The organism is Plantibacter sp. ME-Dv--P-095 (assembly GCF_030209365.1).
Classification (GTDB): domain Bacteria; phylum Actinomycetota; class Actinomycetes; order Actinomycetales; family Microbacteriaceae; genus Plantibacter.
Genome location: NZ_JARVSB010000007.1, coordinates 210,365 through 233,946 on the forward strand (window position 1 = coordinate 210,365; position 23,582 = coordinate 233,946).

The window sequence follows — 23,582 nt, forward strand, 5'->3', positions numbered from 1 at the left end:
CTGCGGGCGCGGCGGGAACGGACACGACGACCACGGACAGCAAGGGGAGCACACGATGACCACGGATGAGGCGACGAGGAAGACCGCGGTACGCGTCGAGTTCTGCGGCGAGCAGTACGACGTCGACGCACGGCAGCCGTTCCTCATCGGGCGGGAGGGCGACCTCGTCGTCGACGAGAACCCGTTCCTGCACCGCACCTTCCTCAGCATCACCTTCGACGCCGGGCTCTGGTGGCTCACGAACATCGGCAACACCCTCTCCGCGACGGTGACCGACACCACCGGCAACGTGCAGGCCTGGCTCGCCCCCGGTGCGCGTCTGCCGATCGTCTTCCCCGAACTGCAGGTGCTCTTCAGTGCCGGGACGACGACCTACGACTTCACGATCACCTCGGATCTCGAGTACTTCAGCCCGTCCCAGCTCTCCACGACCACGGCGGGCACCACGACGGTCGGACCGATCCATCTCACGAGCAGCCAGCGCCTGCTGATCGTGGCGCTCGCCGAGGACGTCCTCCGGCAGGCGTCGCCCGGGCGTGGCGAGATCCCGGCCTCGGCGGCGGCGGCGGCCCGGCTCGGCTGGAGCCAGACGACGTTCAACCGCAAGCTCGACAACGTCTGCGACAAACTGGACAAGTTCGGCGTCCAGGGGCTGCGCGGCGGGCCCGGCAAACTCGCGACCGGACGCCGCGCTCGGCTCGTCGAGTACGCCGTGTCGACCCGCCTCGTGGACGCCAGTGATCTGCCGCTCCTCGACCACGCCGAGCAGGCCGCGGTCGACGAGGGACAACCGGCTCGGGGTTGACCCTCGCAACCGTTTTCCAAGCCTCACTTGTTTGTTAGAGTGACTCCGCGTTTGCAGCGCGGTCGCTCGATCGTGCGTTGACCGAACACACCTGGGGGATCGTGAGCAACTGGAGCGGCTGGCTGCGCAAGCGCAAGACCGCGGCCTCGATCACAGCCCTGTCGGTCCTCGTCGCCGTTCCCGTGACCGCCGCCCTCATCCACCAGGGATTCCCCGTGACGGAGGTGGACCTCGAGTCCCGCGATGTCTGGGTCACGAACGGCGAATCGCTCCTGGCCGGGCGCCTCAACGACCAGATCTCCGAGCTCGACGGCGCGGTCTCGACGGCGTCGAACAACGCCGACATCCTGCAGAACGGCGACGACGTCTTCCTCCAGGACAAGGCGCTCTCCTCGCTCGAGCGCATCGACCCGGCCTTCACCAGCCTCATCCAGCGGGTCTCGCTGCCCACCGGTGCGACGGTGCACTACGGCGGTGACCGTCTGTCGGTCGTCGCGGGGGAGACGGGCAAACTCTGGTCGGTCGACGCCGCCGGCGAGCTCCGCTTCGACCCCACCGAGACGAAGCCGATCGTCTCGATCGGCAAGGCGGGACAGGCGGTCGTCACCTCGAAGGGCACCATCCTCGCGGTGGCGCCCACCAAGGGACGCCTCTACCGGATCCTGCCCGACGGCACGAAGACCGAGTCGAAGCTCCCGAAGCTCAAGGACTACCAGCTGAGCGCCGCCGGTGAGCAGGCGGTCATCCTCGATCTCAAGTCCGGAGACCTCATCAAGCAGGACGGTTCCGTCGTCGAGCTTCCGGGTGATCCGCTCAAGATCCAGGAACCTTCGTCGACGGACGACAGCGCCGTCGTCGCGACCGGTGACTCCCTGGTCCGCATCCCGCTCGGTGGCGGCGACCCGGAGGTGCTCGACGCGGACGTCCTCACCGCAGCGACGAGCGCGGACGAGGTCACCGCACCCGTCAACCTCGACGGCTGCATGCACGGCGCCTGGGCATCGTCCAGCCGGTACGCCGCCGAGTGCGCCGACAAGAAGCCGGTCATCGAGGACATCAACCCGGAGACCATCGGGCAGCAGCTCGTCTTCCGCGTCAACCGCTCGGTGATCGCGCTCAACAACGTCCAGACCGGCAACTCCTGGCTCGTGCAGGCGAACATGCGGCTCGTCGACAACTGGGACGAGGTGACGCCTCCGCAGGAGGAGGACGGCGAGGACGGCGACGAGAAGGCCTCCGAGCAGTCCTTCGAGGACACCCTCGCCGAGCGCACCGAGGAGAACCGTCCGCCCATCGCCCGCGACGACGCCTTCGGGGTCCGTCCGGGCCGCGCGACGGTCCTGCCGCTCCTCGACAACGATTCCGACGCGGACGGCGACGTCCTCACGATCCAGAACACGAGCGACGTCTCCGCGGAGACGGGCAAGCTCGAATCCATCGACGGCGGCCGGGCGCTCCAGTTCACCCCGGCTGAGGGCTTCGTGGCCGGAACGACGTCGTTCCGCTACTCCGTGAACGACGGCCGTCCTGGTGGTGTGGCGGATGCCGTCGTGAGCCTCGCCATCAAGCCGCCGGAGGTCAACGAGCCGCCGACGTCCCATCGGGAGGCGGCGGTCTCGGTCGAGGCCGGGCAGACGGTCACCTACAACGTGCTCGCCGACTGGCGCGACCCCGACGGCGACGACATCTTCCTCCAGTCGGCGTCGCCCGCATCCAGCGACCTCGTGCGGTTCACACCGGACGGCTTCGTCACGTTCACCCATGCCTCGCCCGAGATGGGCCCGCGCGACGTCAAGTTCGTGGTGTCCGACGGCGTGACCTCGGCGGAGGGCACGCTCAAGGTCGACGTGCAGCCGGCCGGTGCCTTGAGCCCGATCGGTACCCCGGACTTCGTGTCGACGTTCGTCGGAGAGTCCGCCCAGGTCCTCCCGCTCGCGAACGACCAGTCCCCGAGCGGTGCGCCGCTCGGCCTCATCGGCGTCGACGCCCTGCAGGGTGGGCTCGTGTCGTCGCCGAGCCTCGAGAAGCAGTCGGTCACCGTCTCCTCCAACGAGCCGGGCACCTATTACCTCAAGTACACGCTCGGCGCCGGCATCGCGTCGAGCATCGGGCTCATCCGCGTGGACGTCCTCGAGAAGCCGACCGATGTGCGGCCACCCGTCGCGGTGAAGGACGAGGGCTACCTCCGTCCGAACGAGACGATCACGATCCCGGTCCTCGCCAACGACGAGTCGCCGGGTGGGCAGGTGCTCGCCGTGCAGTCCGTCTCCGTCCCCGACGAGTCGGCGTCGCTGTCCGTCGAGGTCCTCGACAGCGCGGTCATCCGGGTCTCGTCCTCGGCGCCGATCGAGCGGCAGCTCCAGTTCACCTACGTGGTCTCGGATGGCACCTCGACGGCGACGGCGGCTGTGACCGTCGTGCCCGTGCCACCGTTGCCGAAACACCAGGCGCCGGTCGCCACCGATGACGCGATCGTCGTCCGAGCCGGAGACATCGCGAACGTCGCGGTGCTCGAGAACGACTACCACCCGGACGCCGCCGTCATGCTCGTCGACCGCGCACTCGTCGACCCGCCGACCGCCGGACTCGCGTTCGTCGACGACGACGAGGTCCGGTTCCAGGCCCCGAGCGAGCCTGGCACCTACACGACCACCTACCGCGTCTACGACACCTTCGGTGAGGCCGACACCGCGACGGTCACGTTCAACGTGGTCGGCGAGGACAAGAAGAACAACCAGCCGCCCGTCCCGCAGTTGCTCACCTCGCGCGTGTTCGCCGGCGCGACGGTCCGTGTCGACGTCCCGCTCGACGGCCTCGACCCGAACGGCGATTCCGTCGTGGTCGACGACATCGCGTCCGCGCCGCTCCTCGGTCGGGTCATCGAGCAGGGGAGCACCTGGTTCGTCTACGAGGCGGCACCCGACTCCTCTGGCACGGACACCTTCCAGTACCGCGTGAAGGACACCTACGGCGCGGTCGCCGTCGGCACGATCAAGATCGGCGTCATCGGCCGGCCGGAGGTCGACGGGCAGCCGAACGCCGTCGACGACTACGTCGAGGTGTTGCCGGGCAAGGTCGCCTCGGTCCCGGTACTCGGGAACGACTCAGACCCGAACGGCTACACCCTGAAGCTCGCGCCGAAGCTGCTGTCGGTCGACGACGGCCTGACCGCCGAGGTCAGCAAGAGCCGCGTCGTCATCGAGGTGCCGGAGGAGGAGGCGTTCTTCACCGTCCGCTACCAGATCACCAACGGCAAGGGCGGGATCGACAGCGCCTACATCCAGGTCAAGGTGACGAAGGACGCGAAGCCGCAGTACCCCGAGGCCGACGACCACGTGCTCGAAGACGCCGACATCGTGGGCAAGTCGACCATCGACGTCGATGTGCTCGACGGCGCGCAGAACCCCGGCGGTGTCGTCGGCGACCTGCAGCCGAGCCTCGAGGGGGCAAACGCCGCCTCCGGCGAGGTCCGCGACGGCGACACGATCCGCGTCACGCTCACCGACCGTCGGCAGGCGATCGCCTACCGCCTGACGGATCCGGTGACGCAGCTGAGCGGTGCCGCGTTCATCATCGTGCCGGCGGCCACCGACGGCGAGCCACCGCGGATGAAGAGCCCGCTGCCGGAGCAGATCGTGAAGGTCAACGAGACGCGCACCTGGAAGCTGTCGGACATCGCCGAGGCGCCGTCCGGCAAGCCGGTGACGATCGCCTCCGAGGGCAGCGTCGTGAACTTCCGCGGCAACGGCACCTCCAGCTACGTCGACGACGCGACGATCACGTTCACCCCGGCCAAGGACTACCGCGGTCCGGCGTCGGTGAGTTTCGAGGCGACCGACGGCCGCGAGAGCAAGCTGCTCACCCTGCCGATCACCGTCGGCGATCCTGATCTCGAGGACGTGCCGCCGACGTTCACCCCGGTGACGATCCCCGTCGAGGCCGGCGAGCCGGCCATCGTCGTCGACCTGCGCGCCTCGAGCGACCACCCCAACCCCAAGATCCTCGCTGCGCTGTCCTACCAGGGCCTCACCGGGACGTCTGCCGGTATCCAGGCCACCCTGTCCGGCTCGCAACTGTCCGTCTCGGCGCCGCAGGGCACGCAACCGGGGACCTCCGCGACGCTGAACTTCACGGTGACGTACAAGGAGTACTCGATCCCCGGTTCGGTGCAGGTGCAGGTCGTGTCGTCGACGCGACCGCTGCCGCGGGCCATCGACGACCGCGTCGAGGAGGGCCGCAAGAACAAGGCCGAGCCGGTCAACGTGATCGCGAACGACTACAACCCGTTCCCCGACACCCCGCTCAAGGTGCTCGACGCCACCGTGGAGAGCGCTCCGGCCGGCGGGGCGACGGCCACCATCTCCGGCGGAACGGTGACGGTCACCCCCGGTTCGTCCAAGAGCGGCACGGTGAGCGTGATCTACACGATCCAGGATGCGACGAACGACCCGAACCGACGGGTCCAGGGACGCATCACCGTGGTCGTGAAGGACGTGCCCGATCCGCCGACCATCGCCGTGAAGAGCGCGAAGAGCGGAAAGATCGTCGTCGTGGTCGGCGGTTCGCCCGCGAGCAACGGCGCGCCCATCGAATCGCATTCCGTCAAGTGGACCGGCGGCCAGGACCGTCAGTGTGTGCCCGGGAACGACTGCTCCTTCGACGTGACGAACGGACAGAGCTACTCCTTCAGCGCTTACGCCACGAACGCCGTCGGTCCGAGTGCGAGTTCGGAGACGGTGACCGCAACCGCCTACGGTGTCCCGAGCGCGCCGCAGAACGTGTCGCTCAGCTCGTCCGGCGACGCTCCCGCCAAGCTGTCCATGCGCTGGTCCGCACCGTCCGACACCGGTGGCAAGATCGACTCCTATGCCTGGCGTCTCGTCAAGGGGTCCAGCGTCGTGTACCAAGGGTCGACGGGGGGCACGAGTGCATCTCAGGATGGCGTCGCCGCCGGCACGTACCAGCTCTACGTCTCCGCGACCGGTCCTGGCGGGACCGGACCCGAGGGGGGCCCGGCTGAGGTCACGGTCAAGGATCCGCCACCGCCAGACCCTCAGGGCAACATCAGCAAGGGTCCAGGTCCCATCCGCTGCGTCAGCGACGGACGCGTGGGCTGTTACCCCGTGGTCATCAATTGGAGTGACCTCCCGGCGGGCTCCTATCGACTCGATCTCTACGAGAACGGCTCTGTGGTGAGCACCCTCGCCAGTGTCGACGCCGGAGCAAGCGGGAGCGCCCAGTTCACCCGTCACTACGGCAAGACGGACTTCTCGCTGTTCGTCCGGTTCACCCGCCTCTCGGACGGCAAGTACTACGACCTGGCAAAGACCAACGGCACCGACTGGTGACCGACTCGTCGCCACCACCCCTGACACCCGAAAGCAGCCCACCCCTATGACTGTCACGCAGGAACAAGCCACCTGGTTCGCCGACGCGTTCGGCAAGCTCGTCGGCAACGTCGAGCAGGCCATCCTCGGCAAGGAGCACGTCATCAAGTTGGTCGTCACGGCGATGCTCTCCGAGGGCCACGTGCTCCTCGAGGACTACCCGGGCACGGGGAAGACGGTGCTCGCGAAGGCCCTCGCGAACACCCTCGACGGCACGAGCTCCCGCATCCAGTTCACGCCGGACCTCCTGCCCTCCGACGTCACCGGGGTGACGATCTACGACCAGGGCAAGGGGATCTTCGAGTTCCACAAGGGGCCGATCTTCGCCTCGATCGTGCTCGCCGACGAGATCAACCGCGCCTCGCCGAAGACGCAGTCCGCGCTCCTCGAGGTCATGGAGGAGGGCATCGTCACGATCGACGGCACGAGCTACGACGCCGGCAAGCCCTTCATGGTGATCGCGACCCAGAACCCGATCGAGCAGGCCGGTACCTACAAGCTCCCCGAGGCGCAGCTCGACCGCTTCCTCATCAAGACGACGCTCGGTTACCCCGACCGCCAGACCTCGGTGAACCTCCTCCTCGACGCGTCCAACCGGGCCCGGGCGACGAAGGTCCAGCCGATCATCGCCTCCAGCGCGGTCATCACCATGGCGCAGCTCGCCACGGAGGTGCACGTCGACGGCAGCATCCTCGAGTACGTCGCCGACGTCGTCGCCGCCACGCGTGACGACCAGGACGTCGCGCTCGGCGTCAGCATGCGCGGCGCGTTGGCGCTCGTGCGTGCGGTGAAGACCTGGGCGATCTCCCAGGGCCGCACCTACGTGACCCCGGACGACGTCAACGACCTCGCCCAGGCCGTCCTCGCACACCGCATCATCGTCGACCCCGAGTCCGACTTCGCCGGCGTGACGGCCCAGGACATCGTCTCCCGGGTCCTCGTCAGCATCGCTCCGCCGGCCTACCGCGCAGCATGAGCGAGACCCTCGAGCAGCGCGCCACCCCCGCGCCGGACGGACCCGACGCGGTCCGGGCGGCGGCGGTCGGCGCGCCGGTCGAGGGCTCACTGGACGGTGCCGGGCAGTCGGGGGACGCCGCACCCGCGGCCGGGCCGAACCCGATCCGTCGCATCGTCGACGGGGTGGGCGCCGTCGTCGGCCCGTGGGCGACGGTCGCCTGGGACGCCGCGAAACCCGTGCTCGACGTCGTCAGCGGTCTCGGCTGGGTGGTCCTCGGCATCGGGGTCGTCGCGACCGTCGCCGGCTTCATCCTCGGGTGGGCGGAGCTCGTGTTCCTCGGGTTCGTGCCCCTCGCCGCGATCCTCGCCTCCGTCGCCTACCTGTTCGGCCGGTCGACGTTCCGCATCTCCATCCACCTGAACCCCAGCCGGGTCACCGTCGGCGAACGCGCCATCGGGCAGGTCCTCATCGCCAACCCCGGCGGCCGCGCGACGACACCGACCCGCCTCGAGGTCCCGGTCGGCTACGGGCTCGCCGAATTCGCGATCCCGGTGATTCCGAAGGACGGCGAGCACGAGGAGCTCTTCGCCGTCCCCACGAACCGGCGTGCCGTGATCCCGGCCGGCCCCGCCGTCTCCGTCCGCGGTGACCAACTCGGGCTCCTCCGCCGAGAGGTGCGCTGGACGGAACCCGTCGAACTCTTCGTTCACCCGGAGACCACGCGGCTGCACCCGACCGCTGCCGGCCTCATCCGTGACCTCGAGGGTCTCGTCACGAAGACGATCACGAACAACGACATCTCCTTCCACGCGCTCCGCGGCTACGTCGCCGGCGACGACCGGCGCTACATCCACTGGAAGTCCTCCGCGAAGACGGGCCAGCTCATGGTGCGGCAGTTCGAGGAGACGAGACGGTCGCAGCTCACCATCGTGATGACGACCGACTCCCGCTACTACGCCGACGACGAGGACGAGTTCGAGTTGGCGGTGTCCCTCACCGCGTCCATCGCGACGCAGGTGATCCTCGACCAGGTGCCGATCAGCGTCGTGACCGACCGGCTCGCCCTGCGGACCCACACGGTGACCTCCTTCCTCGACGACAGCTGCCGCCTGCAGTTGGCCGAGGGGACGTTCGAGAAGCCGCGGACCTTCGCCCGCGAGACCACGAAACGGCTGCCGGCTCCGAGCGTCGTCATCATCGTGGCCGGTTCGCGGCTCGAGGCCCAGGAGTACCGGGGTATCCAGCGACTGTTCGGCCCCGACGTCAACGTCTTCGGCATCCGCGTCGAACGGGGCGCGCGAGCGAGCATCAAGGACGTGGCCGGCATGAACGTGATGACGGTGGGCGCCCTCGGCGATCTCGCCAAGGTCATGTCGAGGGCCCTGTGAGCGGCGTCGACGAGCGCACGACCGTGCGTCCACCGTCAGCCTCCGCCGGATCGGCCGCCGACGTCGACGTGCAGGGCATCGTCCCGACGTTCGTCGCGCCCTGGCCGCTGCCCGGTCGATCCTGGATCGACCTCGTGGTGGTGTTCGTCCTCGCGGCCATCGGCCTCCTCGGCTTCGGTGCCGCCCTCAGCGGCACCGGGTTCCTCCTCGCCGGCCTCGGCGGGCTGGTGCTCGGACTCGCGGTGGGGATCGCATCACACGCGCTGCGGTTGAACGCCATCCTGACGGGGCTCTCGACCGTCCTCGTCTTCTACCTCTTCGGCAGCGCCCTCGCGATGCCGTCGGCGGCGACGTTCGCGGTCCTGCCGAACCTGCGGACGCTCGGTGGGATCAGCATCGGTGCGGTCTTCGGGTGGAAGGACTTCGTCACCCTCCAGACGCCACTGAGCGCGCCCGCCTACATCATGACCCTGCCGTACGTGGCGGGGCTCCTCGTCGGCGTCGTGTCCGCCGTGCTCGCCGTGCGCTGGCTGCCGCGTCGTCCGCAGATCGCGGTCCGCTGCGCCGTCGTCCTGGTCGGCCCGACCGTCCTGTACGCGGTCGGTGTCCTCCTCGGCACCCAGACGCCGTTCCTCGCCGCCGTCCGGGGAATCGCCTTCGCGCTGATCGCCCTCCTCTGGCTGGGCTGGCGGCCCGGAGCCGGACGCGGGGAGAACGCCGCCGCGTCGACCACCGCGGTCCTCCGGCGCAAGAAGATCGTCGGCACCGTGGTCCTCGCGGCCGTCGCCGTGGTCGTCGGCGGGGGTGCTGCCGTCGTGGCCTCGCCGCCCGCGGACTCGCGCTTCGTCCTGCGCGAGGTCGTCACGCCGCCGTTCGACCCCCTGGAGTACCCGAGTCCGCTCGCCGGCTTCCGCGAATACACGAAGGACCTCGCCGAGACGAAGCTCTTCACCGCCACGGGGCTCAAGCCCGGCGACCGCATCCGGCTCGCGGCGATGGACAGCTATGACGGGCGGCTCTGGACCGTGTCCGGGCCGTCGACGGCCACGGACGGGTCCGGCGCCTTCGAACTCGTCGGCGACCAGCTGCCGAAACCGCAGCTCATGACGAAGGGCGGCGACCGACGCGTGTCCGTCGACGTCACCGGCTACGACGACATCTGGGTGCCCAGTGTCGGGTATCCGACCGCGCTCACCCTCGACGGCAAGGCGTCCGAGCGATCCGAGGACATCCGCTACAACGCCGAGAGCGGGGCGGCCGTCATCACCTCCGGCCTCGGGCAGGGCGACGACTACGAGGAGCGGACGACGACGCAGGCGGTGCCGAGCGAGACCGTCCTCGCGACGACGCCGACCGCCCCGGTCGACCTGCCACCCGTCACGAACATCCCCGACATCGTCGTCGCGAAGGCCTCCGAGTTCGTCGGCACCGAGACGACGCCCATGGGACAGCTGCGGAGGATCGAGCAGACGCTCCGCACCACGGGGTTCCTCAGCCATGGCCTCGCCTCCGACAGCTCGCCGTCGCGGGCCGGCCACGGCGCCGATCGCATGTCCGAGCTCTTCACCCGCACGCCGATGGTGGGCGACGAGGAGCAGTACGCCTCGGCGTTCGCGCTCATGGCCCGCTCGCTCGGGTACCCCGCACGGGTCGTCATGGGCTTCGCGCCCGAGGTGACCGAGGGTCAGGGTTCGGTGCAGGTCGTGGGTGACGACGTCACCGCGTGGGTCGAGGTGCCGTTCGAGGGCTACGGCTGGGTCGCCTTCTCGCCGACGCCGGACGAGACGGAGATCCCGCAGGACCAGGACCCGAAGCCCAAGACCGAGCCGCAGCCGCAGGTGCGCCAGCCGCCGCGCAGCGACAACCTCGACGACAGCCTCCTGACCGAGGCGTCGATCGACGACGGCGACGACGACGACAAGGACGACGGATTCGTCATTCCGGAATGGGTGTGGTGGGTCGCCCTCGTCGTGGGTGTGCCGGTGTCGCTGTACGTCATCCCGCTCCTGGCCATCGCCGGCGCGAAGCGTCGCCGCACGAATCGACGGCGTGCCGGGAGCGGCGACCGCCGGGCAGCCGGCGCCTGGGACGAACTCATCGACCGCTACGCCGAACTCGGGTACAGCGTGCCGGCGGCGGCCACCCGGTCGAGCACGGCGACCGCCCTCGGCACGCAGGAACCGGACGGAGCCACGACGCTGACGTCCCTCGCCGGGACGACCGACGACGCGGTGTTCTCCGGCCGGGACGTCGACGACGCGACCGCCGAGGAACTGTGGCGTCGGTCCGAGGCGGAGTCGTCGCGTGCCCAAGGGGCGCTCGGCTGGTTCGCCCGCCAGCGGAGTCGGTTCCGGTACCGCGCGAAGCGCAGCATCGTGAGTCGTCTGCAGCCGCCGTCGTCCCTCCGGGGACGGTCCGCGGGCGGGCAGCGCGCCGACGGTCGTCGCTGAGGTCCGATCCGCCGTCGAGGCGCTACCCTCGGTGAGTATGGAGCGCTCGCTCGAGACCACGGTGAGCCAGGCCGTCGACGCCTGGCTGCGGTGGTTGCCGCGCTGGCATCCCGCCGCGCACCGCGGGCGCACCAGGATCTGCCGACGGTGCATCGGTTCACCGGTGCTCCGCGCCGCGGGCCTCGTGGACGACGTCCCGCATCAGGTGCAACACGGCCTGGCGACCCGCATGAAGACGATCGTCGACCACGCGGTCGCGGAGTACACGGACCGGAACCTGCCGATCCTGCGCGCTGAACTGCGGGCGGCCGACCTCCGTGAGGCGCAGCGGGCCTACCGGCCGGGGGAGGGGCTCGACCCCGAGTTCGACGGACTCCAGCTCGACCCCGATCCGGATCCCGGCCAGCCGTACCTCTTCACCCTGACCGAGCTCGGTGCGTCCCAGGCGCGAGCCGTGCCGCCCCCGCCGCCGCTGTCGGACGACGCGAAGGAGGCGTTGCGCACCGAGATCGCCCTGGCCGACCAGTGCGCGAACGAGACCGGTCGCCGGGTGTGCGAACTCCTCATCGGACACCGCCGGGCCATCCATGACGCGATCGAGCGCTACGTCGAACCGCAGGTGGCGGCGCTCCTCGACGACCTCGCGCTCGAACTCGATTCACCGACGTCCCCCTGGTAGTCGCCTCCGCCTGGGAGGCGTCGGGGTCTTCCCGGACCCAGGAGGGGAGATCTCCCCATCGTGCTGTCCAACAGGCGTCACTATACTTTCGAGCACTTGTCAGCAGCACGATCCATGCTCATTGGGGGCGCAACACCATGACCGGTCCAGGAGATCAGAACCCGCAGCAGCCCCAGTGGCAGCAGCCGCCCGCTCAGCCCGACCCGCAGCAGGGCTGGCAGGGCAACGGCCCGCAGTCCTCCGCCTCGGGCCAGCACCCGACGGGGCAGTCCGGCCAGCAGTCGCCCTACGGGCAGTCGCCGACGCAGTCGTCGGGGTCCGGCGACCAGCAGTCCGGCCAGTACGGGCAGCAGCAGGGCCAGTACGGCCAGCAGACCGGTCAGTACGGACAGCAGTCGGGTCAGTACAGCCAGCAGTCCGGCCAGTACGGCCAGACGGGTCAGTACGGCCAGACCGGGCAGACGGGTCAGTACGGCCAGCAGGACACGGGCCAGTACGGCCAGCAGCCCGCCGAACAGTACGCACAGGCACCGGGCGGGTACGGTCAGGCACCGTACGGCCAGGGCGGCGGTTCGTACGACGGCGGTGCCGGTCAGCCGCCCAAGAAGAAGCTGTCGAAGAAGGGCCTGACCGGCATCATCGCCGGTGGCAGCGCGCTCCTACTCATCATCGTCGGCGGCATCGTCGGCGTGAGCATCGGCAACTCGCTCCATGCGCCCGAGGTCACGGTCAAGGGTTACCTCGACGCGCTGAAGGCGGGCGACGCCGAGGAAGCGCTGAAACTCTCCGGCACCGAGGTGACCGCGGCCGACGTGCTCCTGACCGACGAGGCCTACAAGGAGGCCTCGGGGAAGGTCTCCGGGTACACGATCGGCAAGACGACCACGAGCGGCGACACCGCGACGGTGCAGGCACGACTCACCCAGGGCGGCGAGAGCGTCGACCAGGAGTTCACGCTCACGAAGGTCGGGAAGGACGCCGTGCTCTTCGACAAGTGGAAGCTCGAGGCGCCCGAGCTCAGTACCGTCCAGGTCGACGTGGTCGCACCGGATGACGCCGTCGCGACCGTCGGCGGGGTCGACCTGACGGACGTCGAACCGATCGCCGAAGGCTCCTACCAGCTGCGGGCGCTCCCGGGCACCTACGACGTCGCCCTCAGTGAGAGCGACTGGTACTCGGCTGAGGCCACGACCGCGACGGCGCTCGGCTACGGGCAGACGGCTGAGCCGGCCACCCTCTCGGTCGCGCTCACCGACGCCGGGACGACGGCGATCGAGGAAGCCGTCAACACCTACATCGACGGCTGCGGGGCGTCGACCGAGATCGCGCCGACCGGTTGCCCCTACGAGATCCGCAACGCCACCGGCTACACCCCCTCCGGCGTGACCTGGACGTTCGACACCCGCCCGACCTTCACGGTCGGCGAGTTCAACGGCACCGGGTGGAGCGTCGAATCGGAGACCGTCGGGCGCATGTCGATGACGTGCACCCTCACCGACCCGGCCACCGGCCAGACCGGCCCCGGCGGCGGCGGCCCCGTCGACTTCAACGTCGGCGGCACGGTCGAGGGGTTCACGGACGAGGGCGCGACGTTCGTCCCCCTGCCGTAGACCGACAGCTGGACGACCCCTGGGAGCACGGCTTCCAGGGGTCGTCGTCGTTTGACCGCAGCTCCGGCTCGGGCTAGTCTTGGTTGGGTGTGCGCACTGTCGTGCGCTCTCGTGCTGTCCGCCTTCCTCGGAGGGTGGCGCGCGGAGCGGACGCCCGTCTCGCACCATCGGGTGGATCCCGGCCGGGCTGGTCCCGGCAGTCGATCGCCCCCACGGCATACCCACCATCCAAGCGACGCGCATTCGCGCGGCGCCGGTGGGTCCATACGACCTCGTGATCCGGGAGACCGGCCCACGAATGCTGCAGTACCACTGTCACCGTGCAGTCATCATCAAGGAGCTAGTAGTGCCAACCATTCAGCAGTTGGTTCGGAAGGGCCGCAGCCCCAAGGTCGTCAAGACCAAGGCGCCCGCCCTGAAGAGCAACCCGCAGCAGGCGGGTGTGTGCACCCGCGTGTACACCACCACCCCGAAGAAGCCGAACTCGGCGATGCGCAAGGTCGCCCGCGTGAAGCTGCGCAACGGTACCGAGGTCACCGCGTACATCCCCGGTGAGGGCCACAACCTCCAGGAGCACTCGCTGGTCCTGGTCCGTGGCGGTCGTGTGAAGGACCTCCCGGGTGTCCGTTACAAGATCGTCCGTGGCGCCCTGGACACGCAGGCCGTCAAGAACCGCAAGCAGGCTCGCAGCCGCTACGGCGCGAAGATGGAGAAGAAGTAATGCCTCGCAAGGGTCCAGCTCCGAAGCGCCCCGTCGTCGCCGATCCCGTTTACGGCGCCCCCATCGTCAGCCAGCTCGTCAACAAGATCCTGCTGGACGGCAAGAAGGGCCTCGCTGAGCGCATCGTCTACGACGCACTCGAAGGCGTCACCGCCAAGAACCAGCAGGATGCCGTCGTCACGCTCAAGAAGGCGCTCGACAACGTCCGTCCGACCCTCGAGGTGCGTTCGCGCCGCGTCGGTGGTTCCACCTACCAGGTGCCGGTCGAGGTCAAGCCTCACCGCGCCAACACCCTCGCTCTCCGCTGGCTCGTGAGCTACGCGAAGGGCCGCCGCGAGAAGACGATGACCGAGCGTCTCCAGAACGAGATCCTCGACGCATCGAACGGTCTCGGTGCAGCCGTCAAGCGTCGTGAAGACACGCACAAGATGGCCGAGTCGAACAAGGCGTTCGCGCACTACCGCTGGTAGTCGCCGCCCGATGCGAGGGCGGACGATCCGTCCGCCCTCGCATCACCGAGTGAATCAGCTCACCCCTACCTATCCCCGGAGGACCCCGTGGCACAAGACGTGCTCACCGACCTGAACAAGGTCCGCAACATCGGCATCATGGCCCACATCGATGCCGGCAAGACCACCACCACCGAGCGCATCCTGTTCTACACGGGCGTCAACCACAAGATCGGCGAGACCCACGACGGTGCGTCGACGATGGACTGGATGGCGCAGGAGCAGGAGCGCGGCATCACGATCACGTCCGCCGCGACGACGTGCTTCTGGAACAAGAACCAGATCAACATCATCGACACCCCCGGCCACGTCGACTTCACGGTCGAGGTCGAGCGTTCGCTCCGCGTCCTCGACGGCGCCGTCGCCGTGTTCGACGGCAAGGAGGGCGTCGAGCCCCAGTCCGAGACCGTCTGGCGTCAGGCCGACAAGTACGACGTCCCGCGCATCTGTTTCGTCAACAAGATGGACAAGCTGGGCGCCGACTTCTACTTCACGGTCGACACCATCATCAGCCGCCTCGGCGCCAAGCCGCTGGTCATCCAGCTGCCGATCGGTGCGGAGTCCAACTTCGAGGGCGTCGTCGACCTGGTCGAGATGCGCGCACTCACCTGGCGTGGAGACGCCAAGGGTGACGTCGAGATGGGCGCCAAGTACGCCATCGAGGAGATCCCGGAAGACCTCAAGGAGAAGGCGGCCGAGTACCGCACCGCGCTCCTCGAGGCCGTCGCCGAGACCGACGACGCACTCATGGAGAAGTACTTCGGTGGCGAAGAGCTGACCGTCGCGGAGATCAAGGCCGCGATCCGCCAGCTCACCATCACGAGCACCATGTACCCGGTCCTCTGCGGCTCGGCCTTCAAGAACCGCGGCGTCCAGCCGATGCTCGACGCGGTCATCGACTACCTGCCCTCCCCGCTCGACGTCCCCGCCATCGAGGCTCACGACGCTCGCGACGAGGAGAAGGTCGTGGAGCGTCACCCCGACTCGACCGAGCCCTTCACCGCGCTCGCGTTCAAGGTCGCCGTGCACCCGTTCTTCGGTCGCCTGACGTACGTCCGCGTCTACTCGGGTCGTCTCGACTCGGGTGCGCAGATCATCAACTCCACCAAGGGCAAGAAGGAGCGCATCGGGAAGATCTTCCAGATGCACGCCAACAAGGAGAACCCGGTCGACTTCGTCACCGCCGGTCACATCTACGCGGTCATCGGCCTGAAGGACACCACCACCGGTGACACCCTGTCCGACCCGCAGAACCAGGTCGTCCTCGAGTCGATGAGCTTCCCGGAGCCCGTCATCGAGGTCGCGATCGAGCCGAAGACCAAGGCCGACCAGGAGAAGCTGGGCACCGCGATCCAGAAGCTGGCCGAAGAGGACCCGACGTTCCGCACCGAGCAGAACACCGAGACCGGCCAGACCGTCATCAAGGGCATGGGCGAGCTCCACCTCGACATCCTGGTCGACCGCATGAAGCGCGAGTTCAACGTCGAGGCCAACGTGGGCAAGCCCCAGGTCGCGTACCGCGAGACCATCAAGCGCAAGGTCGAGAAGTACGGCTACACGCACAAGAAGCAGACCGGTGGTTCGGGTCAGTTCGCGAAGATCCAGTTCGATCTGGAGCCGATGGACGTCACTCCGGAGACGACCTACGAGTTCGTGAACGCCGTGACCGGTGGTCGCATCCCGCGCGAGTACATCCCGTCGATCGACGCCGGCTTCCAGGACGCCCTGCAGGTCGGTGGCCTCGCCGGCTACCCGGTCGTGGGTGTCAAGGCGATCGTCACCGATGGTGCGGCGCACGACGTCGACTCCTCGGAGATGGCGTTCAAGATCGCCGGCTCGATGGGTCTCAAGGAGGCCTACTCGCGTGCCAACCCCGTCCTCCTCGAACCGCTCATGGCGGTCGAGGTCCGTACTCCTGAGGAGTACATGGGCGACGTCATCGGTGACCTGAACTCCCGTCGTGGACAGATCCAGTCCATGGACGACGCCACCGGCGTCAAGGTGATCCGTGCCAACGTCCCGCTCTCCGAGATGTTCGGCTACATCGGCGACCTCCGGTCGAAGACCTCTGGTCGTGCCGTGTACTCGATGACCTTCGAGAGCTACGCGGAGGTCCCGAAGGCTGTCGCCGACGAGATCATCCAGAAGAACAAGGGCGAGTAGTCACTCACTCTCTCTTCACCGCGGTCCGGCCGGGTGTGCGAACACCCAGCCGGATCGCGTAACATGAATACACATCCCTGCAGTGCGTCGGGCATCGAATGGTGCCCGCCGCCCCGCACAACGTCCTGAGGAGGACTCACAGTGGCAAAGGCCAAGTTCGAGCGGACCAAGCCGCACGTCAACATCGGAACGATCGGTCACGTCGACCACGGCAAGACCACGCTCACCGCGGCGATCTCGAAGGTCCTGGCGGACAAGTTCCCGTCCGCGACCAACGTGCAGCGCGACTTCGCGTCGATCGACTCCGCGCCGGAAGAGCGTCAGCGTGGTATCACGATCAACATCTCGCACGTCGAGTACGAGACGCCGAAGCGCCACTACGCGCACGTCGACGCCCCGGGTCACGCCGACTACATCAAGAACATGATCACCGGTGCTGCGCAGATGGACGGCGCGATCCTGGTCGTCGCCGCCACTGACGGCCCGATGGCACAGACGCGTGAGCACGTGCTGCTCGCCAAGCAGGTCGGCGTCCCCTACCTGCTCGTCGCGCTGAACAAGTCCGACATGGTCGACGACGAGGAGATCCTGGAGCTCGTCGAGCTCGAGGTCTCCGAGCTCCTCGCCTCGCAGGGCTTCGCTGAGGACGCTCCGGTCGTCCGCGTTTCGGGCCTCAAGGCGCTCGAGGGCGACGAGAAGTGGGTCCAGAGCATCCTCGACCTCATGGACGCCGTGGACGAGAACGTCCCGGACCCCGTGCGCGACAAGGACAAGCCCTTCCTCATGCCGATCGAGGACGTCTTCACGATCACCGGTCGTGGAACCGTCGTCACGGGCCGCGCCGAGCGTGGCACGCTCGCGATCAACTCCGAGGTCGAGATCGTCGGCATCCGCCCGACGCAGAAGACGATCGTCACGGGTATCGAGATGTTCCACAAGCAGCTCGACGAGGCATGGGCCGGCGAGAACTGTGGTCTCCTGCTCCGTGGCACGAAGCGTGAAGACGTCGAGCGCGGCCAGGTCGTCGTCAAGCCGGGTTCGGTCACGCCGCACACGAACTTCGAGGGCACCGCGTACATCCTGTCCAAGGATGAGGGTGGGCGTCACAACCCGTTCTACGCGAACTACCGTCCGCAGTTCTACTTCCGCACCACCGACGTCACCGGCGTCATCACGCTGCCCGAGGGCACCGAGATGGTCATGCCTGGCGACACCACCGACATGACCGTTGAGCTGATCCAGCCCATCGCCATGGAGGTCGGCCTCGGCTACGCCATCCGCGAGGGTGGCCGCACGGTCGGCGCCGGCACCGTCACGAAGGTCCTCGCGTAAGCATCAGCTGACGCAAGTACCTGATCGGCCGTCCGCGGTCGAGTCGGTTCCACGAAGGGCCCGGAGCGTATGCTCCGGGCCCTTCGTCGTTCCCCGATGCTCGCAGCACATGTTCAGCGGTGGCGTGTAATATATGAGACGTCTGCCAACCCGGGCAGGCATCACCCACCCGAGGTCCACGTGTCCCGCTCGTCCTCCGCTCCACGCCGCCGCTTCCGACCCCGCGTGCTGATCCCCTGTCTGCTCGGGGTGTCGGTCCTCCTGGGCGCTGGAGTCGCGACGGTCTCCGCAGCGACGCACGCCCTGGGCGTCCGTGACGAACTCGTCGCCGCGCTGCCGGAACTCGAAGCGGTGCGGGTCGGCGTCGGCGGAGGCGGTGCGGAAGGTGTCGACACTGAGGCCTTGGATCGCGCGGGGCGCGCGGTGGAACGTGCCCTCGAAGTCACCCGGGGCGTCGACTGGTGGATCGCCGAGCGGGTCCCCGTCGCCGGGGCCAACTTCGAAGCCGTCCGAACAGCCGTCGAGGCGGCGCACGTGGTCGTCGACGACGTGCTGGAACCGGTCCTCGCCCTGCCGCTCGACGGCCTCGCGGTCGACGGTCGGCTCGACACCGTGCGGCTGGGTGAGATCGCCCGGACCTCCGCCCGGGCGCTCGAGCGACTGGAGGAGCAGGTCGCACGGCTCGACCGCCTCGACCGCTCGGCGCTGCTCCCACAGGTGTCCGCGGCGCTCGACGGCGTCGACGGACCACTGCAGGATGCCTCGTCGCTCAGCGCCAGCCTGGCGCCGGTGCTCCGCGCGCTGCCCGGGCTGCTAGGGGAGGACGGTCCGCGTGATGTGGCGGTGCTCTTCCAGAACTCGGCGGAGAGCCGTGCACTCGGCGGGATCGCCGGCGCTTCGGTCCTCGTCCACATCGAGGACGGGGTGCTCGACGTGACCCGGACGCTCTCGGCCGCGGACTTCGTGGCCCATGCCGATCCGGTCCTGCCGCTCCCGGCAGACACCGACGAGCTCTACCGAAGCGACGGCTATGCGCTCGCCGGCACCTCCATCCACGAGGTGACCGCTCGCCTGGACTTCCCCTATGGCGCGCAGGTCGCGTCCCAGCTGTGGCAGGAGAGCCAGGGGGTCGAACCCGACCTCATCCTCGCGGTCGACCCCGCTGCCCTCTCCTACCTCCTCAGGGCGACCGGCCCGGTCGCCCTCGACGACGGCTCGGCGATCACGAGCGACACCCTGGTCGCGCGGCTCCTGAACGGCGTCTACCGGGAGCACCCCGGCCTGACGGACGAGGCGAACCGCGCCCAGGACGCGACCTTCACCTCCATCGTGCAGGCGCTCGTCGCCCAGCTGCAGGGTGGTGCGGTCGACGTCCCGCAGGCGGTCGAGGCCTGGGCGCAGGCGGTGGACGAACATCGTCTGCTCGCTTGGAGCCCTGACCGGGTCGAGGAGCGGGCGCTGGTGCTCGCGGGGGTCGGGGGAGCGGGCCCGGAGCGCTCGGATCGAGCTGCCTCCTTCGGTCTCTACCTCGCCGACGCCGTCGGTTCCAAGCTCGAGTACTACCTGCAGCAGCGGGTGCGGGTCGCTGCAGGCTCCTGTGCTGCCGATGGCACGCGTCCGGTGACGGTCTCGTCCGCGTTCACCAACACGATCGACACCGAGGCGTCACTCGGGTCGGAGGAGTTCGACTACATCGCGGGCTTCTACGAACGGGAGGGGCTCGAGCGAGGCACGATCCGCCTCCGCATCATGGCCTACGCCCCCGACGACTCCGCGATCCGCGCGGTCCGAGTCGGTGGTGTGGACGTCCCGTACGTGTCGGGGAGCGACGACGGACGGCCGGTCGCGTACGCGATCGTGAGCATCCCGCCCGGCGCGACGGTCACGGTCGAGGTGGAGGCGTCGATCGAGGGTTCAGTCGTGGACGAGGTGGTCTTCGACGGCACCCCGGGGGTGCATCCGGTCGAGGTCGAGAAGGCCGTGGACCCCTGCTGAGGAGCGGCCCGGAGACTGCTCGAACTCCCGAGACTGGGCGGATCCTGACCATCCTGAGATCGCGACACGCCCGGGTTGCACGCATGGTGGATCCGTGGCAAACTAGTCCAGTTCAGTATTTCGGACGAGCGTGCCTGTGTGCGCTCCGGCGGATCACTGCCAGGTAGTGCATAGGAGCTCCCAGACGCGGCAACGCGACAGGGATCGAGCCTAGGCCGCGGGTAGCAGGACACCAATCACTTCATCGCAATCCAGGTCGTAGCAGCGCTGCGCCCAGCCCCGACCACGAGTCGGAGTGGAAGCCGGTGGATGACCACGAGGGTCGCAAGACGCGAGTGGTCGTTGACAGCAGAACAGTGGTGCGACACCAGTAGTGCCAATGGCGTGGAGCAACCGAACGTTGCAAAGCGCACGATATGCGTCCAATACGGAGAGATCCGCACGACGCGAGACAGAGAGTGAGTCACACATGGCGGGACAGAAGATCCGCATCCGACTGAAGTCGTATGACCATGAGGTCATCGATACTTCGGCGCGCAAGATCGTCGACACGGTCACCCGTGCAGGCGCAACCGTCGTCGGCCCCGTGCCGCTTCCGACGGAGAAGAACGTGGTCTGCGTGATCCGTTCGCCGCACAAGTACAAGGACAGCCGGGAGCACTTCGAAATGCGCACCCACAAGCGTCTGATCGACATCATCGACCCGACCCCGAAGGCCGTCGACTCGCTCATGCGTCTCGACCTGCCGGCGGACGTCAACATCGAGATCAAGCTCTGAGCTCGGTAGAGACGGAAGGAAGACATGTCTAACACCAAGACCAGCAAGGGTCTGCTCGGCACCAAGCTCGGCATGACCCAGGTATGGGACGAGAACAACAAGCTCGTTCCCGTCACCGTCATCGAGATCACGCCCAACGTGGTCACCCAGGTCCGCACCCCCGAGGTCGACGGCTACGACGCCGTGCAGATCGCGTACGGCCAGATCGATCCCCGCAAGGTCAGCAAGCCTGACGCGGGTCACTTCGACAAGGCCGGCGTGACGCCGCGTCGTCACCTCACCGAGGTCCGCACCGCTGACGCATCCGAGTACTCGCTCGGCCAGGAGCTCACCGTCGACGGTGTCTTCGAGGCCGGCCAGAAGGTCGACGTCGTCGGCACTTCGAAGGGTAAGGGTTTCGCCGGTGTCATGAAGCGTCACAACTTCAAGGGAACGGGCGCATCTCACGGTGCTCACCGCAACCACCGCAAGCCGGGTTCCATCGGCGCCTCCTCGACCCCCAGCCGTGTCTTCAAGGGCATGCGCATGGCCGGTCGTATGGGTGGCGAGCGCGTCACCGTGCTGAACCTCCGGGTTCACGCGATCGACGCCGAGAAGGGCCTGCTGCTCGTCAAGGGTGCCGTTCCCGGCGCTCGTGGCCGCATCGTATTCGTCCGCACCGCAGTGAAGGGAGCGTAGTTCCATGGCTATCGCTACTCTCGACGTGCTCGACACCAAGCTCAAGAAGGCCGGCACCGTCGACCTTCCTGCCGAGGTGTTCGACGTTCAGACCAACATCCCGCTCATCCACCAGGTGGTCGTCGCGCAGCTCGCTGCCGCACGCCAGGGCACGCACAAGACCAAGCGCCGCGGCGAAGTGTCCGGTGCAGGCCGCAAGCCGTTCAAGCAGAAGGGCACGGGTAACGCTCGTCAGGGCTCCATCCGCGCACCTCAGATGACCGGCGGTGGCATCGTCCACGGTCCAGTGCCCCGCAGCTACTCGCAGCGCACCCCCAAGAAGATGATCGCCGCAGCTCTGCTCGGTGCCATCTCCGACCGCGCTCGTGGCAGCCGCCTCCACGTCGTCGACTCCCTCTCGTTCGGCGAGAAGCCGTCGACGAAGGTCGTCTCCGAGTACCTGACGAACGTCGCTTCCTCGAAGCACGTCCTGATCGTCCTCCAGCGCGACGACGAGCTCAGCCACCGCAGCGTCCGCAACCTGCAGAACGTGCACGTGCTGTCGTACGACCAGCTGAACGCATACGACGTGCTCGTCTCCGACGACATCGTCTTCACCAAGGCCGCCTTCGAGGCATTCGTCGCCAGCAAGACCGGCGCCAAGGCCGCAACCGAGGAGGTCTCGGCATGACCGCGATCAACAAGGACCCCCGCGACGTCATCTTCGCGCCGGTCGTCTCCGAGAAGAGCTACAGCCTGATCGACGAGGGCAAGTACACCTTCCTCGTCGACCCGCGCTCGAACAAGACCGAGATCAAGCTCGCCATCGAGAAGATCTTCGGTGTCGAGGTCGCTTCGATCAACACCCTCACCCGTCAGGGCAAGACCCGTCGCACCAAGTTCGGCACCGGAAAGCGCAAGGACACCAAGCGCGCCATCGTGTCGCTCAAGTCGGGTTCCATCGACATCTTCACGGCTGTTGGCTAAGACGGCCGGGAACGAAGAGGAATAAGAAATGGCTATTCGTAAGTACAAGCCCACGACTCCTGGTCGTCGCGGTTCGTCTGTCGCGGACTTCGCGGAGATCACCCGTACGACGCCGGAGAAGTCGCTGCTTCGTCCGTTGTCGAAGACCGGTGGTCGCAACAACCAGGGCCGCATCACGACGCGTCACATCGGTGGTGGCCACAAGCGCCAGTACCGTCTGATCGACTTCCGTCGCAACGACAAGGACGGCGTCAACGCCAAGGTCGCTCACATCGAGTACGACCCCAACCGCACGGCTCGTATCGCGCTGCTCCACTTCGTGGACGGCACCAAGCGCTACATCCTCGCTCCGAACAAGCTGAGCCAGGGCGACATCGTCGAGTCGGGCGCCGGCGCGGACATCAAGCCGGGTAACAACCTGCCCTTGAAGAACATCCCGACCGGTACCGTCATCCACGCGATCGAGCTCCGTCCCGGTGGCGGCGCGAAGATGGCCCGCTCCGCGGGTGCATCGGTGCGTCTCGTCGCGAAGGACGGCCCGTACGCGCAGCTCCGTCTGCCGTCCGGCGAGATCCGCAACGTCGACCTGCGCTGCCGCGCCACCATCGGTGAGGTCGGCAACGCCGAGCAGTCGAACATCAACTGGGGTAAGGCCGGCCGTAAGCGCTGGCTGGGCGTCCGCCCGACCGTCCGTGGTGTCGCGATGAACCCGATCGACCACCCGCACGGTGGTGGTGAGGGCAAGACCTCCGGTGGACGTCACCCGGTCAGCCCGTGGGGCCAGAAAGAAGGCCGCACGCGCCACCCCAACAAGGAAAGCGACAAGCTCATCGTTCGTCGTCGTACCGCCGGCAAGAAGCGTAAGTAGGAGTAAGAGAAGATGCCACGCAGTCTCAAGAAGGGCCCCTTCGTCGACGACCACCTGCTCCGCAAGGTCGTCACGGCGAACGAGGCCAGCAACAAGAACGTGATCAAGACCTGGTCGCGTCGATCGATGATCATCCCGGCCATGCTGGGTCACACCATCGCCGTCCACGACGGTCGCAAGCACATCCCGGTGTTCGTCACCGAGACGATGGTCGGGCACAAGCTCGGCGAGTTCGCGCCCACCCGCACCTTCCGTGGACACGTGAAGGACGACAAGAAGGGCCGTCGCCGCTAAC

The 23,582-nt window shown here is 67.9% G+C and carries 18 protein-coding genes; all 18 read left to right on the forward strand.

What is annotated here, in order from left to right; genetic code table 11:
• Positions 1-55 precede the first annotated feature (55 nt).
• The 18 genes from QRN26_RS10925 to rpsS all read left to right on the forward strand — a co-directional run bounded on the left by QRN26_RS10925 (position 56) and on the right by rpsS (position 23,581).
• A complete protein-coding gene (locus QRN26_RS10925) occupies positions 56-805 on the forward strand; it encodes a hypothetical protein (RefSeq protein ID WP_194669298.1) in 750 nt (249 codons plus the stop codon).
• Between the two features lie 77 nt (positions 806-882).
• Positions 883-6,153, forward strand: coding sequence for an Ig-like domain-containing protein (locus QRN26_RS10930; protein ID WP_285036737.1), 5,271 nt, complete (start codon positions 883-885; stop codon positions 6,151-6,153).
• Between the two features lie 46 nt (positions 6,154-6,199).
• On the forward strand, positions 6,200-7,168 hold the full coding sequence (locus QRN26_RS10935; protein WP_056008184.1) for an AAA family ATPase: 969 nt from the start codon (positions 6,200-6,202) through the stop codon (positions 7,166-7,168).
• Positions 7,165-8,538 carry a DUF58 domain-containing protein gene (locus QRN26_RS10940; RefSeq protein WP_285036741.1) on the forward strand — a complete coding sequence of 458 codons (1,374 nt, stop codon included), beginning with the start codon at positions 7,165-7,167 and terminating at the stop codon, positions 8,536-8,538. The genes QRN26_RS10935 and QRN26_RS10940 overlap by 4 nt, the downstream gene beginning before the upstream one ends.
• Positions 8,535-10,988, forward strand: a complete 2,454-nt coding sequence (locus tag QRN26_RS10945) for a transglutaminase-like domain-containing protein (RefSeq protein ID WP_285036742.1) — start codon at positions 8,535-8,537, stop codon at positions 10,986-10,988. The genes QRN26_RS10940 and QRN26_RS10945 overlap by 4 nt, the downstream gene beginning before the upstream one ends.
• Positions 10,989-11,025: 37 nt before the next feature.
• Complete coding sequence (locus QRN26_RS10950; protein WP_056008174.1) at positions 11,026-11,667, forward strand: hypothetical protein; 642 nt, start codon at positions 11,026-11,028, stop codon at positions 11,665-11,667.
• A gap of 137 nt (positions 11,668-11,804) precedes the next feature.
• Positions 11,805-13,277 carry a zinc ribbon domain-containing protein gene (locus QRN26_RS10955; protein ID WP_285036746.1) on the forward strand — a complete coding sequence of 491 codons (1,473 nt, stop codon included), beginning with the start codon at positions 11,805-11,807 and terminating at the stop codon, positions 13,275-13,277.
• Positions 13,278-13,623: 346 nt separating this feature from the next.
• A complete protein-coding gene (rpsL, locus tag QRN26_RS10960; RefSeq protein WP_056008169.1) occupies positions 13,624-13,998 on the forward strand; it encodes a 30S ribosomal protein S12 in 375 nt (124 codons plus the stop codon).
• A complete protein-coding gene (gene rpsG, locus QRN26_RS10965) occupies positions 13,998-14,468 on the forward strand; it encodes a 30S ribosomal protein S7 (protein WP_056008166.1) in 471 nt (156 codons plus the stop codon). Before rpsL ends, rpsG begins: the two co-directional genes overlap by 1 nt.
• 87 nt (positions 14,469-14,555) lie before the next feature.
• Positions 14,556-16,670, forward strand: coding sequence for an elongation factor G (gene fusA / locus QRN26_RS10970; protein ID WP_194669304.1), 2,115 nt, complete (start codon positions 14,556-14,558; stop codon positions 16,668-16,670).
• A 141-nt stretch (positions 16,671-16,811) separates the two neighbouring features.
• Positions 16,812-18,002, forward strand: coding sequence for an elongation factor Tu (tuf, locus tag QRN26_RS10975; RefSeq protein WP_056008160.1), 1,191 nt, complete (start codon positions 16,812-16,814; stop codon positions 18,000-18,002).
• A 225-nt stretch (positions 18,003-18,227) separates the two neighbouring features.
• On the forward strand, positions 18,228-19,997 hold the full coding sequence (locus tag QRN26_RS10980; RefSeq protein ID WP_285036751.1) for a DUF4012 domain-containing protein: 1,770 nt from the start codon (positions 18,228-18,230) through the stop codon (positions 19,995-19,997).
• A 469-nt stretch (positions 19,998-20,466) separates the two neighbouring features.
• Positions 20,467-20,775 carry a 30S ribosomal protein S10 gene (gene rpsJ / locus QRN26_RS10985; RefSeq protein ID WP_005050520.1) on the forward strand — a complete coding sequence of 103 codons (309 nt, stop codon included), beginning with the start codon at positions 20,467-20,469 and terminating at the stop codon, positions 20,773-20,775.
• Between the two features lie 24 nt (positions 20,776-20,799).
• Positions 20,800-21,453, forward strand: a complete 654-nt coding sequence (gene rplC, locus QRN26_RS10990) for a 50S ribosomal protein L3 (RefSeq protein ID WP_056008154.1) — start codon at positions 20,800-20,802, stop codon at positions 21,451-21,453.
• A gap of 4 nt (positions 21,454-21,457) precedes the next feature.
• Positions 21,458-22,123, forward strand: a complete 666-nt coding sequence (gene rplD, locus QRN26_RS10995; protein WP_056778755.1) for a 50S ribosomal protein L4 — start codon at positions 21,458-21,460, stop codon at positions 22,121-22,123.
• Positions 22,120-22,419: a 50S ribosomal protein L23 gene (gene rplW / locus QRN26_RS11000; RefSeq protein ID WP_056008147.1), complete on the forward strand. Its 300-nt coding sequence runs from the start codon at positions 22,120-22,122 to the stop codon at positions 22,417-22,419. The genes rplD and rplW overlap by 4 nt, the downstream gene beginning before the upstream one ends.
• A gap of 28 nt (positions 22,420-22,447) precedes the next feature.
• Entirely contained in the window at positions 22,448-23,287 is an 840-nt protein-coding gene (gene rplB / locus QRN26_RS11005) for a 50S ribosomal protein L2 (RefSeq protein ID WP_056008143.1), read from the forward strand.
• A gap of 12 nt (positions 23,288-23,299) precedes the next feature.
• Entirely contained in the window at positions 23,300-23,581 is a 282-nt protein-coding gene (rpsS, locus tag QRN26_RS11010; RefSeq protein WP_056008140.1) for a 30S ribosomal protein S19, read from the forward strand.
• The last annotated feature ends 1 nt before the right edge of the window (position 23,582 follow it).